At 71.6% G+C, this 20,068-nt stretch carries 20 protein-coding genes and 1 pseudogene; 15 read left to right on the top strand and 6 right to left on the bottom strand.

What is annotated here, in order from left to right; genetic code table 11:
• Nucleotides 1–135 precede the first annotated feature (135 nt).
• The 5 genes from ACIBLC_RS05760 to ACIBLC_RS05740 all read left to right on the top strand — a co-directional run bounded on the left by ACIBLC_RS05760 (nucleotide 136) and on the right by ACIBLC_RS05740 (nucleotide 6,580).
• Entirely contained in the window at nucleotides 136–690 is a 555-nt protein-coding gene (locus ACIBLC_RS05760; RefSeq protein ID WP_399209441.1) for a hypothetical protein, read from the top strand.
• 142 nt (nucleotides 691–832) lie between these two features.
• Nucleotides 833–4,051, top strand: coding sequence for a S41 family peptidase (locus tag ACIBLC_RS05755; RefSeq protein WP_399209440.1), 3,219 nt, complete (start codon nucleotides 833–835; stop codon nucleotides 4,049–4,051).
• Nucleotides 4,052–4,255: 204 nt separating this feature from the next.
• Entirely contained in the window at nucleotides 4,256–4,609 is a 354-nt protein-coding gene (locus tag ACIBLC_RS05750; RefSeq protein ID WP_399209439.1) for a histidine triad nucleotide-binding protein, read from the top strand.
• 6 nt (nucleotides 4,610–4,615) lie between these two features.
• Nucleotides 4,616–5,521, top strand: a complete 906-nt coding sequence (locus ACIBLC_RS05745) for a ribonuclease Z (protein ID WP_399209438.1) — start codon at nucleotides 4,616–4,618, stop codon at nucleotides 5,519–5,521.
• 66 nt (nucleotides 5,522–5,587) lie between these two features.
• On the top strand, nucleotides 5,588–6,580 hold the full coding sequence (locus ACIBLC_RS05740; protein WP_399209437.1) for an adenosine deaminase: 993 nt from the start codon (nucleotides 5,588–5,590) through the stop codon (nucleotides 6,578–6,580).
• Nucleotides 6,581–6,932: 352 nt separating this feature from the next.
• Here ACIBLC_RS05740 and ACIBLC_RS05735 read toward each other — a convergent pair whose 3' ends face one another.
• The 3 genes from ACIBLC_RS05735 to ACIBLC_RS05725 all read right to left on the bottom strand — a co-directional run bounded on the left by ACIBLC_RS05735 (nucleotide 6,933) and on the right by ACIBLC_RS05725 (nucleotide 10,441).
• Complete coding sequence (locus ACIBLC_RS05735) at nucleotides 6,933–8,042, bottom strand: carbohydrate kinase family protein (RefSeq protein ID WP_399209436.1); 1,110 nt, start codon at nucleotides 8,040–8,042, stop codon at nucleotides 6,933–6,935.
• Between the two features lie 114 nt (nucleotides 8,043–8,156).
• A complete protein-coding gene (locus tag ACIBLC_RS05730; protein WP_399209435.1) occupies nucleotides 8,157–9,452 on the bottom strand; it encodes a glucarate dehydratase family protein in 1,296 nt (431 codons plus the stop codon).
• On the bottom strand, nucleotides 9,449–10,441 hold the full coding sequence (locus ACIBLC_RS05725; RefSeq protein ID WP_399209884.1) for a 5-dehydro-4-deoxyglucarate dehydratase: 993 nt from the start codon (nucleotides 10,439–10,441) through the stop codon (nucleotides 9,449–9,451). The genes ACIBLC_RS05730 and ACIBLC_RS05725 overlap by 4 nt, the downstream gene beginning before the upstream one ends.
• 107 nt (nucleotides 10,442–10,548) lie before the next feature.
• Between ACIBLC_RS05725 and ACIBLC_RS05720 the strand changes: the two genes are divergently transcribed.
• From ACIBLC_RS05720 to ACIBLC_RS05700, 5 genes are all read left to right on the top strand, one after another.
• On the top strand, nucleotides 10,549–11,340 hold the full coding sequence (locus ACIBLC_RS05720; protein ID WP_399209434.1) for an IclR family transcriptional regulator: 792 nt from the start codon (nucleotides 10,549–10,551) through the stop codon (nucleotides 11,338–11,340).
• Nucleotides 11,341–11,494: 154 nt separating this feature from the next.
• Nucleotides 11,495–12,553 carry a PhoH family protein gene (locus tag ACIBLC_RS05715; protein ID WP_399209433.1) on the top strand — a complete coding sequence of 353 codons (1,059 nt, stop codon included), beginning with the start codon at nucleotides 11,495–11,497 and terminating at the stop codon, nucleotides 12,551–12,553.
• Between the two features lie 13 nt (nucleotides 12,554–12,566).
• Nucleotides 12,567–13,064, top strand: coding sequence for an rRNA maturation RNase YbeY (ybeY, locus tag ACIBLC_RS05710; protein ID WP_399209432.1), 498 nt, complete (start codon nucleotides 12,567–12,569; stop codon nucleotides 13,062–13,064).
• The gene (locus tag ACIBLC_RS05705) at nucleotides 13,061–14,365 is read left to right on the top strand and encodes a hemolysin family protein (protein ID WP_399209431.1); all 1,305 of its coding nucleotides are present in this window, start codon (nucleotides 13,061–13,063) and stop codon (nucleotides 14,363–14,365) included. The genes ybeY and ACIBLC_RS05705 overlap by 4 nt, the downstream gene beginning before the upstream one ends.
• Entirely contained in the window at nucleotides 14,362–14,721 is a 360-nt protein-coding gene (locus ACIBLC_RS05700; protein WP_399209430.1) for an MmcQ/YjbR family DNA-binding protein, read from the top strand. The genes ACIBLC_RS05705 and ACIBLC_RS05700 overlap by 4 nt, the downstream gene beginning before the upstream one ends.
• Here ACIBLC_RS05700 and ACIBLC_RS05695 read toward each other — a convergent pair.
• A complete protein-coding gene (locus tag ACIBLC_RS05695; protein WP_399209429.1) occupies nucleotides 14,683–14,829 on the bottom strand; it encodes a hypothetical protein in 147 nt (48 codons plus the stop codon). The two genes, ACIBLC_RS05700 and ACIBLC_RS05695, sit on opposite strands and share 39 nt — an antisense overlap.
• On the opposite strand from ACIBLC_RS05695, the pseudogene ACIBLC_RS05690 reads away from it, so the two are divergent.
• The 3 genes and pseudogenes from ACIBLC_RS05690 to ACIBLC_RS05680 all read left to right on the top strand — a co-directional run.
• Nucleotides 14,825–15,034, top strand: a pseudogene (locus ACIBLC_RS05690) (XRE family transcriptional regulator); the annotation flags it as partial. The gene ACIBLC_RS05695 and the pseudogene ACIBLC_RS05690 sit on opposite strands and share 5 nt — an antisense overlap.
• A gap of 52 nt (nucleotides 15,035–15,086) precedes the next feature.
• Complete coding sequence (locus tag ACIBLC_RS05685; RefSeq protein WP_399209428.1) at nucleotides 15,087–15,455, top strand: cytidine deaminase; 369 nt, start codon at nucleotides 15,087–15,089, stop codon at nucleotides 15,453–15,455.
• A 359-nt stretch (nucleotides 15,456–15,814) separates the two neighbouring features.
• Nucleotides 15,815–16,291, top strand: a complete 477-nt coding sequence (locus ACIBLC_RS05680; protein ID WP_399209427.1) for a hypothetical protein — start codon at nucleotides 15,815–15,817, stop codon at nucleotides 16,289–16,291.
• 82 nt (nucleotides 16,292–16,373) lie between these two features.
• Here the strand turns inward: ACIBLC_RS05680 and ACIBLC_RS05675 are convergent, their stop codons facing one another.
• Nucleotides 16,374–16,712, bottom strand: a complete 339-nt coding sequence (locus ACIBLC_RS05675; RefSeq protein ID WP_399209426.1) for a P-II family nitrogen regulator — start codon at nucleotides 16,710–16,712, stop codon at nucleotides 16,374–16,376.
• A gap of 250 nt (nucleotides 16,713–16,962) precedes the next feature.
• On the opposite strand from ACIBLC_RS05675, the gene era reads away from it, so the two are divergent.
• Entirely contained in the window at nucleotides 16,963–17,922 is a 960-nt protein-coding gene (gene era, locus ACIBLC_RS05670) for a GTPase Era (protein WP_399209425.1), read from the top strand.
• Between the two features lie 87 nt (nucleotides 17,923–18,009).
• On the opposite strand, the gene ACIBLC_RS05665 is transcribed toward era, so the two are convergent.
• Nucleotides 18,010–18,852, bottom strand: a complete 843-nt coding sequence (locus ACIBLC_RS05665; RefSeq protein ID WP_399209424.1) for a helix-turn-helix transcriptional regulator — start codon at nucleotides 18,850–18,852, stop codon at nucleotides 18,010–18,012.
• A 123-nt stretch (nucleotides 18,853–18,975) separates the two neighbouring features.
• On the opposite strand from ACIBLC_RS05665, the gene ACIBLC_RS05660 reads away from it, so the two are divergent.
• Nucleotides 18,976–19,830, top strand: coding sequence for an NAD-dependent epimerase/dehydratase family protein (locus tag ACIBLC_RS05660; protein ID WP_399209423.1), 855 nt, complete (start codon nucleotides 18,976–18,978; stop codon nucleotides 19,828–19,830).
• The last annotated feature ends 238 nt before the right edge of the window (nucleotides 19,831–20,068 follow it).

The following is a 20,068-nucleotide window of genomic DNA, read 5'->3' as shown; positions in this document are numbered from 1 at the left end:
ACAGCGTCCGCCAATCCACGACGAACCGTCCGGATGTGCGGTCCCTGCGCGCGTGTTCGAGTGTGACGGGTGGGAATACCGGAGTGGCCGCATGCGGTCTTCCGCGCCACCCGCGTCAGTGGCACCCTGCCGTCCATGGGGGCATTGAGACGGACAGGACGACGGATCGCACAGCGGCGCACAGTGGCGGCGGCCGGTCTCGCGGTCTTCGCTGTGGGCGGCGTCGTCGCGTGCGAGCCCGGCGGGCTGAACTCCGCCACCGTGGCGTACACGACCGACCAGACCGTGACGAAGGAGCTGGAGCGGCGGAACGCGGACGTGGCCTGGCTCAGCTGCACGGCGTCGTACGACGGCGACAACGAGATCTACACGCCCGGCAGGACGCCCTCACCGACCGAGGACACCGTGGCCGAGGTCGACTGCACGGGGGAGACCTCCGACGGGCAGGACATCACCGTCACGGGCAAGGTCACCCGGGCCGTCAGCGGCCGGTGCGTACGCGGAGACCTGACCGCCAGAATCGACGGCAAGCAGTGGTTCCACGTGACCGGTCTCGGCAACTGCGACGCGCCCGACACACCCGGATACACCCCGCCCGTCAACAACCAGCCCGACCCCGCCGTCACGGTGACCGTCACCAGGACCGTCTGGTGCCAGGGAAACCCCACCTGCTGGCCCGAGGGCAAGTGACCCGCGCCGTAAGGGAGTACGGGCCGTCGGCGGCCCCGGCCGCGACTCCGGGGAGCACGGGACGCCGGTGACCTGTGCCGTGCGGCGAGGCAAGTGATCGAAACCCCTGTCCGGGGCCCTGATCGCTGCCTAAGGTGATCGGGTGACAGAGTCCGCACCCTCCGGGTATCTCCGGTTTCCGCATCTGCACGGCGATCTGGTCGCCTTCACCGCCGAGGACGACATCTGGGTCGCCCCGCTGGACGGAGCAGGCCGCGCCTGGCGGGTCAGCGCCGACAGCGTACCGGTGAACCATCCGCGCATCTCCCCGGACGGCACCACCGTCGCCTGGACGTCCACCCGTGACGGCGCCCCCGAGGTGCATGCCGCCTCGCTGGCCGGCGGACCGTCCAAACGGCTGACGTACTGGGGTAGTTCGAAGACACAGGTGCGCGGCTGGACCCCCGACGGACAGGTCGTCGCGCTCAGCACACAGGGGCAGGCGAGCCTGCGGCGCACCTGGGCGCGGGCCGTCCCGCTCGACGGCGGTCCGGCGACCACCCTGCCGTACGGGCCCGTCGGCGACGTCGTGCACGGCGACCCCGGGGTGCTGCTGCTGTCCGCTCCCATGGGGCGCGAGGCCGCCTGGTGGAAGCGCTACCGGGGCGGTACGGCGGGCAAGCTGTGGATCGACCGCGAGGGCGACGGCGAGTTCGTACGGCTGCACGAGGAGCTGGACGGGAACCTGGAGTACCCCCTGTGGGTGGGGGAGCGAATCGCGTTCCTGTCCGACCACGAAGGAGTCGGCGCCCTCTACTCCTCACTCCCCGACGGCTCCGACCTGCGACCGCACACGGACACCGCGGGAGGGTTCTACGCGCGGCACGCCGCGACCGACGGCAGCCGCGTCGTGTACGCGTCCGCCGGTGAACTGTGGCTCCTCGACGACCTCGACGGCGCCGAGCCGCGCCGGCTCGACCTGCGGCTCGGCGGACAGCGCGCCGACCTCCAGCCGCACCCCGTCAGCGCCTCCCGCTGGTTCGGCGCCGCCGCACCCGACCACACCGGACGCGGCAGCGCGATCTCCGTGCGCGGCTCCGTCCACTGGGTCACCCACCGCTCGGGACCGGCCCGCGCGCTGGCCGCCACGCCCGGAGTACGCGCCCGGCTGCCCCGCACCTTCCGGGCGGAGGGCGAGGAGCACGTGGTGTGGGTGACCGACGCCGAGGGCGACGACGCCCTCGAGTTCGCCCCCGCGACCGGCGTCGCACCCGGAGCGACCCCCCGGCGGCTCGCCGCCGGACAGCTCGGACGGGTGCTCGGCCTCGCCATGTCGCCCGACGGCAGCCGCGCCGCCGTCGCCTCGCACGACGGCCGTGTCCTGCTCGTCGAGCGGGAGACCGGCGAGGTGCGCGAGGTCGACCGCGGCGAGGACGGCGACGTCAGCGGCCTCACCTTCTCGCCCGACTCCTCGTGGCTCGCCTGGTCGCACCCCGGCCCGCGCCCGCTGCGCCAGCTCAAGGTCGCCAACACCACCGACCTGTCGGTGACCGAGGCCACCCCGCTCCGGTTCCGCGACTACGCACCCGCGTTCACCCTCGACGGCAAGCACCTGGCGTTCCTGTCGGCCCGGTCCTTCGACCCGGTCTACGACGAGCACGTCTTCGACCTCGCCTTCGTGGGCGGCTCCCGGCCGCACCTCATCACGCTCGCCGCGACCACCCCGTCCCCCTTCGGACCGCAGCGCCACGGCCGCCCCTTCGAAGCGCCCGACAAGGACGGGACGCCCGACAGCGAGGGCGCGCCCAACACCCGCATCGACCTCGACGGACTCGCCGACCGGATCGTCCCGTTCCCCGTCGAGGCCGCCCGCTACACCGGCCTGCGCGCCGCCAAGGACGGACTGCTGTGGCTGCGGCACCCGGTCCGCGGCGTGCTCGGCTCCTCCCGCGCCACCCCCGACGACCCGGACCCCAAGACCGAGCTGGAGCGGTACGACCTCGTCCAGCAGCGCATCGACCATCTCGCCGCCGACGCCGACCACTTCGCCGTCAGCGGCGACGGCAAACGCGTCCTGCTGTGGACCGACGGGAAACTCAAGGTCGTACCCAGCGACCGGCGCGCCTCGAACGACGACGAGAGCGACACGAACATCACCGTCGACCTCTCCCGCGTACGGCAGAACGTCGACCCGACCGCCGAGTGGCGGCAGATGTACGACGAGACCGGCCGCCTCATGCGCGACAACTTCTGGCGCCCGGACCTGGGCGGCATCGACTGGGACGGCGTCCTCGCCCGTTACCGGCCGCTTCTCGAACGCGTCGCCACCCACGACGACCTCGTCGACCTCCTCTGGGAGGTACAGGGCGAACTCGGCACCTCGCACGCCTACGTCACCCCGCGCGGCGGCGGATGGAGCGGCGCCGACCGTGCGCAGGGACTGCTCGGGGCCGACATCTCCCGTCACGAGGACGGCAGTTGGCGCATCGACCGGATCCTCCCCTCGGAGACCTCCGACCCCGACGCGCGGGCGCCGCTCGCCGCGCCCGGCGTCGCCGTGCGCGCCGGGGACGCGATCGTCGCCGTCTCGGGGCAGCCGGTGGACCCGGTCGCCGGGCCCGGACCGCTGCTCGTCGGCACGGCCGGCAAGCCCGTCGAGCTGACCGTCTCCCCGTCCGGCGGCGGCGATCCGCGGCACGCCGTCGTGGTGCCGGTGGCCGACGAGGAGCCGCTGCGCTACCACGCGTGGGTCGCCGACCGGCGGGCCTACGTCCACCAGCGGTCCGGCGGACGGCTCGGCTACCTGCACGTGCCCGACATGGTCGGCTCCGGGTGGGCGCAGCTCCACCGCGACCTGCGTGTCGAAGTGGCCCGCGAGGGACTTGTCGTGGACGTCCGCGAGAACCGCGGCGGCCACACCTCCCAGCTGGTCATCGAGAAGCTCGCGCGCCGGATCGTCGGCTGGGACCTGCCGCGCGGCATGCGGCCCTACAGCTACCCCGAGGACGCGCCGCGCGGTCCCGTCGTCGCCGTCGCCAACGAGTTCTCCGGCTCCGACGGCGACATCGTGAACGCGGCGATCAAGGCGCTGGGCATCGGTCCGGTGGTCGGCACGCGGACCTGGGGCGGCGTCATCGGCATCGACAGCCGCTACCGGCTCGTCGACGGCACGCTCGTCACCCAGCCCAAGTACGCGTTCTGGCTGGAGGGTTACGAGTGGGGCGTGGAGAACCACGGCGTCGACCCGGACGTCGAGGTCGTCCAGGCGCCGCAGGACCACGTCGCCGGGCGGGACAGGCAGTTGGACGAGGCGATTCGGATCGCGTTGGCGGCGTTGGAGGAGAGTCCGGCGAAGGCTGCGCCCGCTTTGCCGCCGTTGTGATTCGGCCTCGGCTTCGCCATCGGCCTCGGCCTCGGTCTCGGCCTCGCCATCGGACTTGGCTTCGCCATCGGCTTTGGTCGTGGCTTGGGCTTGGCTCCGGGCTTGCTTCGGGTTCGGCTTCGGGTTCGGGTTCGGGCTCGGTTCCGGGTTCGGCTTCGGTCGGGGTGGCGCCGTTACGATGTACTCAATCTAGGAGGCACACGCATGGCGGGAGAGCCGCAGGACGACTGCCTGTTCTGCAAGATCGTGGCGGGGCAGATCCCGGCGGACCTGGTCCGGGAGACCGAGACCACCGTCGCGTTCCGCGACATCAACCCCCAGGCGCCCACCCACGTCCTGGTCATCCCCAAGGCGCACCACCCGGACGCGGCGTCGCTCGCGGCCGCCGAGCCCGGCATCGCCGCGGACGTCCTGCGCGAGGCCGGCCAGGTCGCGGGCGAGGAGAAGCTCGAGAGCTACCGCATCGTGTTCAACACGGGCAGCGGCGCCGGGCAGACCGTCTTCCACGCGCACGCCCATGTGATGGGCGGCCGCGGTATGCAGTGGCCGCCGGGATAACCGGTCTTGTCCGTACGTGAACTGGTGGTCCTCGGCACCGCCAGCCAGGTCCCCACCCGTCATCGCAACCACAACGGCTACCTGCTGCGCTGGGACGGGCAGGGGTTGCTGTTCGACCCCGGGGAGGGCACCCAGCGGCAGATGCTGCGGGCCGGGGTCGCCGCACACGACCTGAACCGGATCTGCGTCACCCACTTCCACGGCGACCACTCGCTCGGGCTCGCCGGGGTCATCCAGCGCATCAACCTCGACCGGGTGCCGCACGAGGTGACCGCGCACTATCCCCGCTCCGGGCAGCGGTTCTTCGACCGGCTGCGGTACGCGACGGCCTACCGCGAGAGCGTCGCGCTGACGGAGGCGCCGGTCGACTCCGACGGCGTGCTCGCCGTCAGCGACTCGTACACGCTGGAGGCCCGGCTGCTCTCCCACCCCGTCGAGGCGTACGGCTACCGGCTCGTCGAGCCCGACGGGCGGCGGATGCTGCCCGGGCTCCTCGCCGAGCGGGGTGTCACCGGACCCGATGTCGGGCGCTTGCTGCGGGAGGGCACCCTTTCCGGGGTGACCCTCGACGACGTGAGCGAGGTCCGGCGGGGGCAGCGGTTCGCGTTCGTCATGGACACCCGGCTGTGCGACGGGGTGTACGCGCTCGCCGACGGGTGCGACATGCTCGTCATCGAGTCGACGTTCCTCGACGAGGACCGGCAACTGGCCGAGGACCACGGGCATTTGACCGCCGGGCAGGCGGGGGCTGTCGCCGCGGGGGCGGGCGTACGGCATCTGGTGCTCACGCACTTCAGTCAGCGGTACTCCGAGCCGGACGGCTTTGAAGCGCAGGCTCGGGCCGCCGGGTTCGAGGGGGAGCTGACTGTGGCGCACGATCTGGTTCGGGTGCCGGTGCCCAAGCGGTGGTGAGGGTGCTCGTAGGTGTTCGTTGGTGCTCGTTTCGAAGTGGTGGGGAATCGGCTTTAAGATGATTTGATGTCCCTCCCCAAAGCGGAACTGCACCTTCATATCGAAGGCACCCTCGAACCCGAACTGGCCTTTGCGCTGGCCGCGCGCAACGATGTGCGCCTGCCGTACGCGTCCACCGAAGAGCTGCGCGAGGCGTATCTCTTCGACGATCTCCAGACGTTCCTGAACCTGTACTACGAGCTCATGGCGGTACTCCGTACCGAGCGGGACTTCGAGGACCTCGCGGACGCCTACCTCGCGCGGGCCGCGGCGCAGGGGGTGCGGCATGCGGAGATCTTCTTCGATCCGCAGGCGCACATGGCGCGGGGGGTCGGGATGCCGACCGTCGTGGAGGGGCTGTCCCGTGCACTCGCGCGCAGCGAGGGGACGCATGGGGTGTCCACGCAGTTGATCATGTGCTTTCTGCGGGACGAGTCCGCCGAGTCGGCGATGGCGACGCTCGCCGCCGCGGAGCCGTACCTCGACCGGATCGTCGGGGTCGGTCTCGACTCCGCCGAGGTCGGTCATCCGCCGGCCAAGTTCCGGGAGGTGTACGAGGCCGCTGCCGCGCTCGGGCTGCGGCGGGTCGCGCATGCGGGGGAGGAGGGGCCGCCGTCGTACATCACCGAGGCGCTGGACGTGCTCGGTGTCGAGCGGATCGATCACGGGTTGCGGTGTATGGAGGACGACGCGCTGGTCGAGCGGCTGGTGCGGGAGCGGGTGCCGTTGACGTTGTGTCCGCTGTCGAACGTGCGGCTGCGGGCGGTGGATGTGCTGGAGGAGCATCCGCTGGTCGCGATGATGGACGCCGGGCTGCTGTGCACGGTGAACTCCGATGATCCCGCCTATTTCGGGGGGTACGTCGGGGACACCTTCCACGCTGTGCGCAAGGCGTTGGGGGTTGATCACGAGCGGCTGCGGGAACTGGCCCGGAACTCGTTCGAGGCGTCGTTCCTGGAGCATGACGAGGAGCGGCGGGCTCGGTATATCGCCGAGGTCGAGGCGTACGAGTTTCCGTAGCTGGCTGGTTGGCTGACGCCGGTGGGTGGGTCGGGGCCGGGGGCCGGTACATCCGCCCGTCGCCGCCGGATCAGACGCCGGTCGAGTGGGGACGGGTCCGGTGACGCGGGCGTACGCGACGGGCATGTGATGTACCGGCCCCCGGCCCCTCCCGCCGGTGGGCAGCAACCGGGCCGTTCGGCGTCCCGCCATTTAGTGGAGGGGACGCGGCGCGTTTCGACGCCCGGGCCGGGAATCTTCAGCCCGTCCGGCGTTTGAGGACGAGCCCTTCGGGCGTTCGGGGGGCTGAGGGCGGAGCCCCCGGGGACAAGGGATGGGTAGGGGCGGAGGGGGCGAGGAAAGGCCGGGTGGGTTAGGTGGTGCGGCCGAAGCCGATGGTGGGGACTGCTCGGCGTAGGGGCCAGGGGCGGGACGCTTCTGGGAGGAGGGGTTCGAGGAAGGCGTACCGCTGGAGGGCGGTGGGGTCCTGGGCGGGGACGGACTGCACGCGGCGCCACCACGCGGCGATCTCGGACCAGCCGGGCGCGGAGAGGGAACCCCCGAACTCCTGGACGGACAGCGCGGCGGTGAGGCCGGCGAAGGCGAGGCGGTCGGCGAGGGGCCAGTCGGCGAGGGTGGCCATCACGAAACCGGCGACGAAGACGTCCCCCGCACCGGTGGGATCCAGCGCTTCGACGGCGATGGCGGGCACCTCGGCACTCTGCCCGGTGCGCCCGTCCACGGCATACGCCCCCTCCGCCCCGAGGGTGACCACGGCAAGCGGCACGTGCTCGGTGAGCGCGTGGGCCGCCGCGCGAGGACAGGACGCGCCGGTGTAGCGCATCGCCTCCTCGGCGTTGGGCAGGAACGCCTCGCAGTACGCGAGATCGGACAGCCCCGCCAGATCCCACGCACCCGTGTCGTCCCACCCGACGTCCGCGAAGATCCGGGCGCCCTTGCTCGCGGCCTGCGCGATCCAGGGCGCGGGTTTGCCGGGCGTGAGGGCGGCGACGGCGGCCCGCGCGACCGGAGGACAGTCGGGGGCGGGTTCCTCCGGCGGCGGCTCGTGACCGTGGGAGACCATCGTGCGCTCACCCTCGTACGCCATCGACACGGTGACCGGCGAGTGCCAGCCGGGCACCGTGCGGGAGGGGGAGAGGTCGATGTGCTCACCCTGCTCCAGGGCGTCCCAGCAGTACTCCCCGTAGTGGTCGTCCCCGAAGGCCGCCGCCAGCGAGGTCTTCAGACCCAGCCGCGCCAGTGCCGTCGCCATGTTCGCCACGCCGCCGGGGCTCGACCCCATCCCGCGCGCCCAGGACTCGGTCCCGCGCACCGGTGCGGAGGCGAGCCCGGTGAAGATGATGTCGAGGAACACGGTGCCCGTGAGATAGACGTCCCAGGGCGGATCCTGGGGCGCGCGCAGCCCGGCGAGCGGGTCGACGTGCGCGTGGCAGTACGGTCGCTCTCCGTGGGATGCGGTCACGTTGTGCTCCCTGACGTGGTGCGGATTCACGCCAGTCTGCACCACGCTGTGTGCCCGGTGGCGGAGAGCACGCCCGCACCGGCTGTCCCGTCAGCCTCGGATGAGCACGCCGGGTCACCAGCGGGGGACGGCCGGCGTCACCCACTCCGGGTCGGCGATCCGCATCGCGGCCTCGTCGTCGCGGTCGTGCAGCGTGCCGTCGTCATCGAGCCAGCGCTGGTGCAGGAACCGCAGCTTGTCGTGGTCGAGCTCGACGCCGAGGCCGGGTGCGTCGGAGACCTCGAGCGAACCGTTCTCGAAGGTGAGGCGCTGGGTCAGTACGTCCTCGGACTGCCAGGGGTAGTGCGAGTCGCAGGCGTGGTGGAGGTTCGGGACCGTCGAGGCGACGTGGGTCATCGCGGCGAGCGAGATCCCCAGGTGGGTGTTGGAGTGCATGGACACGCCGACGCCGAACGTGCGGCAGACGGCGGCCAGTTCACGCGTGTTGCGCAGCCCGCCCCAGTAGTGGTGGTCGGACAGGACGACCTGCACGGCACCCTTGGTGAAGGCCTCCTGGATCTCCGCGAAGGTCGTCACGCACATGTTGGTGGCGAGCGGGACGGAGGTGCGCGCCGCGATCTCCGCCATGGCGGGGGTGCCGAGCGCCGGGTCCTCCAGATACTCGAGTACGTCACCCAGTTCCCCGGCGACCTTCAGCGAGGTCTCCACGGACCAGGCACCGTTGGGGTCGAGACGGAGCGGGTGCCCGGGAAAGGCCTCGGCGAGCGCCCGTACGGCGGCGATCTCCTCGGCGGGCGGGAAGACGCCGCCCTTGAGCTTGAACGAGGTGAACCCGTACCGCTCGGTGAACTTCCGCGCCTGCTCGACGACTCCGGCCGGGTCCAGCGCCGCACCCCAGTCGTCCTTCTCGCTCTGTACCTCCTCGGGGTGCTCGGCCCACTTGTAGAAGAGGTACGCGCTGTACTCCACCATGTCCCGCACCTTGCCGCCGAGCAGCGCGTGCACCGGCAGCCCGAGTGCCTTGCCGAGCGCGTCCAGACAGGCCACCTCGAAGCCGGAGACCACGGACAGCCGCAGCTTGTCGGCGGTCTGGACGCCGCGCAGCCCGCCGACATCGATCCGGGTGGCGACCCGGCCCTGGTCGACGGCCACCTCGTCGGCGACGGTGAACAGCCCGTTGAGGTCGGTGACCTGCCGCCCCACGAGTCTGTCGGCGAACGGTCGCGCGAGTTCCAGGTACTTGCCGTCGCCGTAGGTCTCGCCGACGCCCGTCACGCCGTCCGCCGTGACGACCTCCACGATCAGCCGGGGGGTGTACGGCTGGTGCACGCCCTGCGTGTTGAGGAGCGGCGGGTCGGCCACCAGGATCGGGGTCAGCCGGACGTCGGTGATGGTCAGATCGCGGGTCACAGGGCGGCTCCTACGGAGGCAACTGGGGCGGGGACGAGGGCCAGTCCGGCGGTGAGCAGGGTTTCCAGGTCGGCCAGGTCCGTGGGTGACGGGTCGGTCAGCGGGGCACGGACGGGGCCTACGGGGCGGCCGCGCAGCCGGGCGGCGGCCTTCACGAGCGAGACGGCGTAGCCGGTCCGGCGGTCGCGGAGTTCGACGAAGGGGATGTAGAAGTCGCGCAGCAGCCGGTCCATGGCGGCGTCGTCGTGATCCCGGTGGGCCGCGAAGAACGCGTCGGCGATCTCGGGCGCGAACGCGTGCACGGCCGAGGAGTACGCGGGGACGCCGACAGCGGCGTACGCGCGGGCCTGGATCTCCGCCGTGGCCGCCCCGTTGAAGAACAGGAACCCCTCGGGTGCGGCGAGGGTGAACCGCTGCAACCGGTCGAGGTCGCTGTGGCCGTCCTTGAGGCCGATGACGCCGGGGATGCGGGTGAGGCGCTCCAGCGAACGGGTGCTGAAGGTGACCTGGCCGCGCTGGTAGACGATGAGCGGCAGCCGGGTGCGTACGGCGATCTGCTCCACCTGCGCGACGAGCCCTTCCTGCGGGCCCGCGACGAGATAGTGCGGCAGCACGAGCAGCGCGTCGGCTCCGGCCTCCTCGGCGATGCGGGCGAAGCGGGCGGCCTGTGCCCAGCCGTACCCGATCCCGGCGACGACGGGCAGGCGCCCGGCCGCCACCTCGACCGTCGCGGTGACGACCCGCCGGTACTCGTCCTCGTCGAGCGAGAAGAACTCGCCGGTGCCGCAGGCCGGGAAGACGGCGCCGGGGCCGGTGGCGATCTGGGCCGCCACATGCGCACGGAAGCCGTCGAGGTCGAGGGAGCCGTCGCGGTGGAAGCTGGTGAGCGGGAAGGAGAGCACGCCGCGTGCCATCCCGTCCCGCAGCCGCTCCACGACGGCCTCTCCGTGCTTGTCCGCGGTCGTCCCCGCCGTCGTCTCCGCCGTCATGTCTGCCTTCGTCTCCACATATGGATAGTGTCTACGTATGAAGATGGAGATTAGGTACGCGAACGGCAGTCGTCAATGGCGTCGGCTGTCGCGCCTACGATCTGCACATGCCGGAACCCACTGACGAGCGCGGAGTGCGCGAGGTGAAGTCCGCCGCGCGCACGGTCGAGCTGCTGGAGCTGCTCGCCGAGCGGGGCGACCGCCCGGCGCGTCTCCAGGAGCTCGCGGACGCGCTCGGGGTGCCCCGCAGCTCGATGTACGCGCTGCTCCAGACCCTGGTCGGCCGGGGCTGGGTGCGCACGGACGTCACGGGTTCGCTGTACGGGATCGGGATCCACGCCCTGCTGACGGGGACCAGCTACCTGGACTCCGACCCGCGGGTGCGCGCGGCCCGGCCCTACCTCGACGAGGCCTCGCAGGCGCTCGGCGAGACGATCCACCTGGGGCGGCTGGACGGCACGGACGTGGCCTACCTCGCCACCCGCGAATCGCACGAGTACCTGCGCACGATCAGCCGGGTGGGCCGCAGGCTGCCCGCTCACGTGGGCGCCCTGGGCAAGGCGCTGCTGGCCGAACGTCCCGACGACGAGCTGCCCGAGGGGCCGTACCCGCCCGCCACCCCCCACACCCACACCCGCCGTGACGCCCTCGCCGCCGACCTGGCCGGGACCCGGGCCCGCGGCTACTCCGTCGACCGGGAGGAGGGCGTCCTCGGCATCGTCGGTTTCGGCTTCGCCCTGCGGTACGACGTGCCCGCCCAGGACGCCGTCAGCTGCTCGGTCCCCGTCGTGCGGCTCACCCCGGCACACGAGGACCGGATCGTCGCGGTCATGCGCGAGATCCGGGCGAAGATCGAGGCGGCGACGCCCGGGGGAGCGGGAGCCCCGCGCTGGCGCTGACGCCGGCAGCGCACGGCACACACGGCACACACGGCACCGCATGGTGAAAAGCCCTACGGACTTGTCAGTGCGGGGTCGTACTCTTGGAATCGCAAGGCTGCCCGTGTGGCAAGCGTGCCGATCGAGGAGGAAAAGCAGGCCTCAGAGCCGGCCCATGACTCAGACACCCACAGCACAGACCCCCGCGCAGGGGCAGGCACGAGCGCACTTCACGGTCCCCGCGAGCCACCCCATGGTCACGGTGCTGGGATCGGGCGACGTCCTCCTGCGCGTGATCGAGAGGGCCTTCCCGGCGGCCGACATCCATGTCCGGGGCAATGAGATCAGCGCGGTCGGTGACGCCGGTGAAGTCGCCCTCGTCCAGCGCCTGTTCGACGAGATGATGCTCGTGCTCCGCACCGGGCAGCCGATGACGGAGGACGCCGTGGAACGCTCGATCGCGATGCTCAGAGCGAGCGAGAACGGGGAGGGTGACGGCCAGGAGACCCCGGCCGAGGTCCTCACGCAGAACATCCTGTCCTCGCGGGGCCGCACCATCCGCCCCAAGACGCTCAACCAGAAGCGGTACGTCGACGCCATCGACAAGCACACCATCGTCTTCGGCATCGGCCCCGCCGGTACGGGCAAGACGTACCTCGCCATGGCGAAGGCCGTCCAGGCACTCCAGGCCAAGCAGGTCAGCCGGATCATCCTCACCCGCCCGGCGGTGGAGGCGGGCGAGCGGCTGGGCTTCCTCCCGGGCACGCTCTACGACAAGATCGACCCGTATCTGCGGCCCCTGTACGACGCGCTGCACGACATGCTCGACCCGGACTCGATTCCTCGGCTGATGGCTTCGGGGACGATCGAGGTGGCGCCGCTGGCCTACATGCGCGGCAGAACCCTCAATGATGCCTTCATCATCCTGGACGAGGCCCAGAACACCAGCGCCGAGCAGATGAAGATGTTCCTGACCAGGCTCGGCTTCGAATCGAAGATCGTGATCACGGGTGACGTGACGCAGGTCGACCTGCCCAGTGGGACGACGTCGGGGCTGCGGCAGGTCCAGGACATCCTGGAGGGTGTCCCGGACGTGCACTTCTCGCGGCTCACGTCGAGCGACGTCGTACGGCACAAGCTGGTCGGCCGTATCGTCGACGCGTACGAGAAGTACGACAGCGAGAACGGCACAGAGAACGGCACGCACAAGGGCCGCGCTCACAGAGGGAAGTAGAAACCACAGCGCCATGTCGATCGACGTCAACAACGAGTCCGGAACCGAGGTCGACGAGCAGGCGATCCTCGACATCGCCCGCTACGCACTCGCGCGGATGCGCATCCACCCGCTCTCCGAGCTCTCGGTGATCGCCGTGGACGCCGACGCCATGGAGCAGCTGCACATCCAGTGGATGGACCTGCCGGGTCCGACGGATGTCATGTCGTTCCCCATGGACGAGCTGCGGCCCCCGTCCAAGGACGACGACGAGCCGCCGCAGGGTCTGCTCGGTGACATCGTGCTCTGCCCGGAGGTCGCCGAGCGGCAGGGCAAGGAAGCCGAGACGCAGCACTCCATGGACGAGGAGCTCCAGCTCCTGACCGTCCACGGAGTGCTGCACCTGCTCGGCTACGACCACGAGGAGGCCGACGAGAAGGCCGAGATGTTCGGTCTTCAGGCTGCCATCGTGGACGGCTGGCGCGCGGACAAGGGCATGACGGGTCCCTCGCCGGCCCCGACCGTCTCATGAGCCCTCAACTCGTCGCGGGCGCCGTCCTGCTGGTCGTCGTCGCCTGGCTCGCCGCCTGCGCGGAGGCCGGTCTCGCGCGCGTCTCCAGCTTCCGCGCGGAAGAGGCCGTACGGTCCGGGCGGCGCGGCAGCGCGAAGCTCGCCCGGGTCGCCGCCGACCCCACCCGCTATCTGAACGTGGCGCTGCTGGTGCGCGTCGCCTGCGAGATGGCCGCCGCCGCGCTCGTCACCTACGCCTGCCTCCAGCAGTTCGCGGAGACCTGGGAGGCCCTCGCTGTCGCCATCGGCGTGATGGTCCTCGTCTCCTACGTCGCGGTCGGCGTGTCGCCCCGCACCATCGGCCGCCAGCACCCGATGAACACGGCGACGGCGGCGGCGTACGTGCTGCTTCCGCTCGCGCGGATCATGGGCCCGATCCCGCCGCTCCTCATCCTCATCGGCAACGCGCTCACGCCCGGCAAGGGCTTCCGGCGCGGCCCGTTCGCCTCCGAGGCCGAGCTGCGCGCACTGGTCGACCTCGCCGAGAAGGAGTCCCTCATCGAGGACGAGGAGCGCCGCATGGTGCACTCCGTCTTCGAGCTCGGCGACACCCTCGTGCGGGAAGTGATGGTGCCGCGGACGGACCTGGTCGTCATCGAGCGGTACAAGACCATCCGGCAGGCGCTCACCCTGGCGCTGCGCTCCGGTTTCTCGCGCATTCCCGTCACCGGGGAGAGCGAGGACGACATCGTCGGGATCGTGTACCTGAAGGACCTCGTCCGCAAGACGCACATCAGCCGTGAGGCCGAGAGCGAGCTGGTGTCCACGGCCATGCGGCCGGCCACCTTCGTACCCGACACGAAGAACGCCGGCGACCTGCTGCGCGAGATGCAGCAGGAGCGCAACCACGTCGCCGTCGTCATCGACGAGTACGGCGGCACGGCCGGCATCGTCACCATCGAGGACATCCTCGAGGAGATCGTCGGCGAGATCACGGACGAGTACGACCGTGAGCTGCCGCCGGTCCAGAAGCTCGGCGACGACCGCTACCGCGTCACCGCCCGGCTCGACATCGGCGACCTCGGCGAGCTGTACGGCTTCGAGGCCTACGACGACGAGGACGTGGAGACGGTCGGCGGACTGCTCGCGAAGGCGCTCGGGCGGGTACCGATCGCCGGTGCGTCGTCGGTGGTCGAGCTGCCCGACGGACGGGAGCTGCGGCTGACGGCGGAGGCCGCGGCCGGCCGCCGGAACAAGATCGTCACGGTGCTCGTCGAGCCGGTGGACCCGGCGGAGCCCGCCGAGGAGGAGAAGCCGGAGTGACCCCGAAGGAGCTGCGCGCCCTCTGCCTGTCCTTCAACGCGACCGTCGAGGACTTCCCGTTCAACCCGGAGACCTCGGTCTTCAAGGTGCTGGGGAAGCTGTTCGCGCTGACGAACCTGGGCGCGCGGCCCCTGACGGTCAACCTGAAGTGCGACCCGGACGACGCGGTGCGGCTGCGCGGGGAGTATCCCGGTCTGGTCATCCCGGGCTACCACATGAACAAGCGGCACTGGAACACCGTGACGGTGGACGGCGAGCTCCCGGACCGGCTGGTCCGGGAGCTTGTCGAGGACTCGTACGACCTGGTCGTCGCCGGCCTACCGAAGGCCGACCGCCTCCGCCTCGACCGCCCCTGAGGCCCGCGTCCCGCGCAGCCCCGTCGCCACCAGCACCCCCGCCGCGAGCACGATGGCGGAGCCCAGGGCCACCACCGTGTGGACGCCGGACAGCAGGTCGGTGGACATCCAGGACGCGGGGCAGATCCGCAAGGAGCTCGACCATCCGGTGGTCGGGCTGCTCGCCGTCGAGTCCACCACGATGAAGGTGCCCGCGCGGCCCGATCTCACCGTCGTCGTGCACACCCCGCTGCCCGAGGCGAACACCGCGGCGAAGCTGGAGTGGCCGGCCTCGCCGGAAGGGCGGCGGGGGTCGATGTATCCGGTCGCCGGTCAGCCGGAGGGCGTACGAAACCGCCGGCCGGACGGCTCGATAAGCTCGGCCCATGACCGAGAACTCCGCGACCGGGAACTCCGCCCTCGATCCCGAGGACCGCAAGATCGTCACCCTGGCCCGTTCGGCCCGGGCCCGTAACGGCGTGCCCGAGGGTGCGGCCGTGCGGGACGAGACGGGGCGTACGTACGTCGCCGGGAGTGTGGAGCTGCCCTCGCTGCGGCTGAGCGCGCTGCGGACCGCGGTGGCGATGGCGGTGGCGTCGGGCGCGAAGTCGTTGGAGGCGGCGGCCGTCGTCACCGAGGCGGAGACCGCGACGCCGGAGGACCTGGCGGCCGTCCGGGATCTCGGCGGGGCCGGCACGCCGGTGTTGGTGGCGGGGCCCGACGGGTCGGTGCGCGTCCGGATCGCGGCGGGCTGAGCTCTTCGCCCCCTGCCGTCCGGTATCCGGGGGCTGCGCCCCCGGGACCCCGTATCGCGCGGATGTCCCCACCCGCCGCACCGGCGGGAACTGGCCTTACCCATGGTAACTTCGGCCACTTTCGCTGACCCCTGGAGGAAATCCGGGGGAGTCCCTTGCGGTCGCCAGCCGCTCGCGCCTCAATGGAACCGCTAGTTCCGACGGTCCGTCAGATTCGTCGCGCCGCTCGTGGACCGACCCGCGTACACATCGACTCCGCACCCTCACCGGCGTACCGGTGATGCGTCCGTGTGCCTGGCGCGAGACGGCACCGTCGTCCATCCCCACATGGCAATTCCCGTACAAGGGAAGGGAATACGATGATTCGCAAGCGACTCGGGAGCGCCGCGGCGCTGGCCGCAGGCACCCTCGCCGCGACCGGTCTGGCCTTCGCGCCGACCGCCGCGGCCGTCACCCCGCTGACGGCCACCATCACCGCTACGTGCAGCCTCGTCGGCGACGGCGAGGCCACCCTCACGGCCACGCAGACCGGCACGGCCGCGACCATCACGGTCACCTCCACCGAGATCACCACCCCGATCGCGCTGGGCCAGGACTCGGTCACCTCCACCCTGACCCTCGTGAAGGCGAGTGGCGGCACCACCGTCTTCAGCGGCACCAAGAACCCGGCCATCCCGGCGGGCGGCGGGGTCGAGGTGGGACCCCTGGACGGCACGGTCGCCACCGGTGACAGTCTGGAGGCCTTCGGCGGCTCCCTGCAGTTGGTGGTCTTCGGGATCCCCATCACCTGCAACGCGAACGCTCCGCAGTCCCCGGGTCCGTTCGTGTTCGAGTAGGCACCGGCACGCGTAACACCGCATGACACGAGGACCGGTGCCGCCGCGCGCAGCGGCGCCGGTCCTCGTGCGTCCCGCTGTCTCAGAGCGCGTCGGGCCCGCGCTCGCCCGTGCGTACCCGCACCACCGTTTCCACCGGCACGGCCCACACCTTGCCGTCGCCGATCTTGCCGGTGCGCGCGGCCTCCACGACCGCGTCGATGGCCGCGTCGGCGTCGGCGTCGTCGACGACGACCTCGATACGGACCTTGGGGACGAGGTCGACCTGGTACTCGGCGCCGCGGTACACCTCGGTGTGGCCGCGCTGGCGTCCGTACCCGCTGGCCTCCGTGACGGTCATTCCGTGCACGCCGAGTTCCTGGAGGGCGGTCTTCACCTCGTCGAGGCGGTACGGCTTGACGATCGCGGTGATGAGCTTCATGCCTGGGCCTTGGCCTTCCGGGCGGTGGGCGGGGGGAGAGGAGACCGGGGCCGCCGTGGCCCGGGCCCCGTGATCGTAGGCCGTCCCGGGGTGCGCCGTAAGATCCGGGCCGGTCCGTCGGGAGCCGAGCCGACCGGGTGGACGTCGGCCTCCGGCACGGAGGTGAGGACGCCCTTCCGGTTCACGGCGCGGGGCCTCACGGCGAAAGAGGGGGCCTCGGCGTACGGCAGGGCTCCGATGATCAGGGACAATGGGCGCCATGAGCGTTCGTACCGAGTCATCCGAGCCGTCCGAGGTCACCCACCGCGCCGGCTTCGCCTGCTTCGTGGGCCGCCCCAACGCGGGCAAGTCCACCCTGACGAACGCTCTGGTCGGCCAGAAGGTGGCGATCACCGCGGACCAGCCGCAGACGACGCGGCACACGGTGCGCGGCATCGTGCACCGGCCCGACGCGCAGCTGATCCTGGTGGACACCCCCGGGCTCCACAAGCCGCGCACGCTGCTCGGCGAGCGGCTGAACGACATCGTGCGGACCACCTGGGCCGAGGTCGACGTCATCGGCTTCTGCCTGCCCGCGAACGAGAAGCTCGGCCCCGGTGACCGGTTCATCGCCAAGGAACTGGCATCAATCAAGAAGACGCCGAAGATCGCGATCGTCACGAAGACCGACCTCGTCGACAACAAGACGCTCGCCGAGCAGCTCATCGCCATCGACCAGCTCGGCAGGGAGCTCGGCTTCGAGTGGGCGGAGATCGTGCCGGTGTCGGCGGTCGGGGACGAGCAGGTGGACCTGCTGGCGGACCTGATCGTCCCGCTGATGCCGGAGGGCCCCCCGCTGTACCCGGAGGGCGACCTCACCGACGAGCCCGAGCAGGTCATGGTCGCGGAGCTGATCCGCGAGGCCGCGCTCGAAGGCGTGCGGGACGAACTGCCGCACTCCATCGCCGTCGTGGTCGAGGAGATGCTGCCCCGCGAGGACCGGCCCGCCGACAAGCCGCTCCTCGACATCCACGCCTTCGTCTACATCGAGCGGCCCAGCCAGAAGGGCATCATCATCGGCCCCAAGGGCAAGCGGCTGAAGGAAGTCGGCATCAAGTCGCGCAAGCAGATCGAGGCACTGCTCGGCACGCCGGTGTTCCTCGACCTCCATGTGAAGGTCGCCAAGGACTGGCAGCGGGACCCCCGTCAGCTGCGGAAGCTGGGGTTCTAGGACCCGCTGCGGGAAGCCGGGTTCCACGGTCCGTAAGGCGCCCTCAGAGCACCCGGGGAACGCCCTCACGGCACCCTCGGAATGCCCTCAGGACTCACTCGGGCTCGGCGACAGGTCCTGCACGCCCACCACACGCAGCAGTTGGAGCCGTTGGTGGGACTCCGTGCCCGGCCGGGCCGTGTGCACGATGAGCTGCTGGTCGTGGCCCGAACTGAGCAGGATCTCGCAGTCGAGTTCGAGCAGCCCGACCGTCGGATGCCGGAAACGCTTGACCGAGGCGCGCCGTATCGCGACCTCGTGTGTCTCCCACAGCTCGGCGAACTCCTCGCTGGTGGCGAGGAGTTCGGCCACCAGCCGGGCCGGGCCCGGATCGTCGGGGCGGGCCGCGGTGACCGCCCGCAGGTTGGCGACATGGGAGCGGGCCAGCTCCCGGCGGTCCTCGGGCGGGAAGAGGTCGCGGGCCAGCGGGTCGGTGAAGAAGCGGCGCACGATATTGCGGCCGGTACCCGCGGGGCCCGCCAGCGCCGTCGCCATCGCGTTCTGGGCGAGAACGTCGCCGTAGTCCGTGATGACCTGCGCGGGCGCGTCGTGCAGCCGGTCCAGGATCAGCAGCAGCCCCGGCCGGACGTGGGCGGACGCGCTGTCGGAGCGCGGCGGCTCCTCGCCGACCAGGTGGAAGAGATGGTCCCGCTCGTCGCCGCTGAGCCGGAGCGCCCGCGCCAGCGCGCCCAGCATCTGCCGTGACGGGCGCGGGCCGCGCGACTGCTCGAGCCGCGTGTAGTAGTCCACGGACATCCCGGCGAGCCCCGCCACCTCCTCCCGCCGCAGGCCCGGTGTACGGCGCCGCGCGCCCGCAGTGAGCCCGACGTCGGAGGGCTCCAGGCGGGCACGGCCACGGCGCAGGAAGTCGGCGAGTTCGGGTCGGTTCACCCTTCCAGCGTCGCCGAACACGGCCGTCTTATCCAGGGAGTGCTGATCCCCTGATCGGCACGTCTCTCCCGGCCGGCGCGATCCCGTCCGAGTCTGGTGGCACCCGACGGAGAGGAACTGATCATGTTGACACTGGTGACGGGTACGACGGGACAGGTGGGCCGGCGCTTCGCGCCGAGGCTGCTGGCGCAGGCCCGGACGGGGGAGCGGGTGCGGGTGCTGGTGCGGGACGCGGCGCGCGCCGAGCGGCCGGCCGAGCTGGGGGCCGAGGTCGTGGTCGGGGATCTGCGGGACGCGGAGTCGCTCGGCAAGGCGGTGGCCGGCGTGGACGCCGTCGTGAACATCGCGGCGTCCTTCCGCGGGGTGCCGGACGAGGAGGCGTGGGCCATCAACCGGGACGCGGCCGTGGACCTCGGCCGCGCCGCGCTGGCCGCGGGGGTGGGACGGTTCGTGCAGGTCAGCACGGGGGTCGTGTACGGCGTCGGGCGGGGCCGCCCGCTCACCGAGGACGACGAGATCCGGCCCGGCGGCGAGATGTGGGGCGCCTACGCCGAGTCGAAGGCCGAGGCCGAGCGGGAGCTGCTCGCGCTGGAGGGCATGGACGTACGGATCGGCCGGCTCCCCTTCGTCTACGGCGAGGGCGACCCGCACCTGGCCCAGTCCCTGATGTGGGCCGGGAAATGGGCGGCGTCCCAGCGGCTCCAGATGGCCCACCACGCGGATGTCGCGCAGGGCCTGCTGCGTCTCCTGCACGCGCCGGGAGTCGCCGGCCGCGTCTACAACATCGCCGACGACGCCCCGGTCACGGCGTGGGAGCTGCACCGGCTCAACGGGGTCGAGATGCCCGCCGAGGCCCACACCCGAACGGACCCCGACCCGTGGTTCGGGATCATGTCCGCCGAGCAGATCCGCCGGGACCTCGGCTTCCGACCGCTCTTCCCGACCGTCTGGGCGGCCCGGGACGCCGGAGCGCTCTAGGGCCTGGGCTGGAACAGGCTTCAGCCGGCCGCCGGCGTTCCGGACAGCGCCCGCCGCTGGGGACGGTCCACGGCGTACGCGGCCCCAGCGGGCGGTGGCCCGTTCGGACGGCGCGCCGAAGACCGGGTCGGCGACCGGCGGGACGAGCGCCCTTCGGCGGGCCGGCGAGACGACGGCCCCGTCGCCGGGCGACAGCGAGGCGGACCAGTCCCGGCCGGTCCTCTCGACCGGCTCGGCC

It is taken from the genome of Streptomyces sp. NPDC050535, assembly GCF_044457665.1.
Lineage (GTDB): Bacteria > Actinomycetota > Actinomycetes > Streptomycetales > Streptomycetaceae > Streptomyces.
The sequence above is the reverse complement of the archived record's forward strand: the minus strand, read 5'-3'. Positions and strand labels throughout refer to the sequence as shown.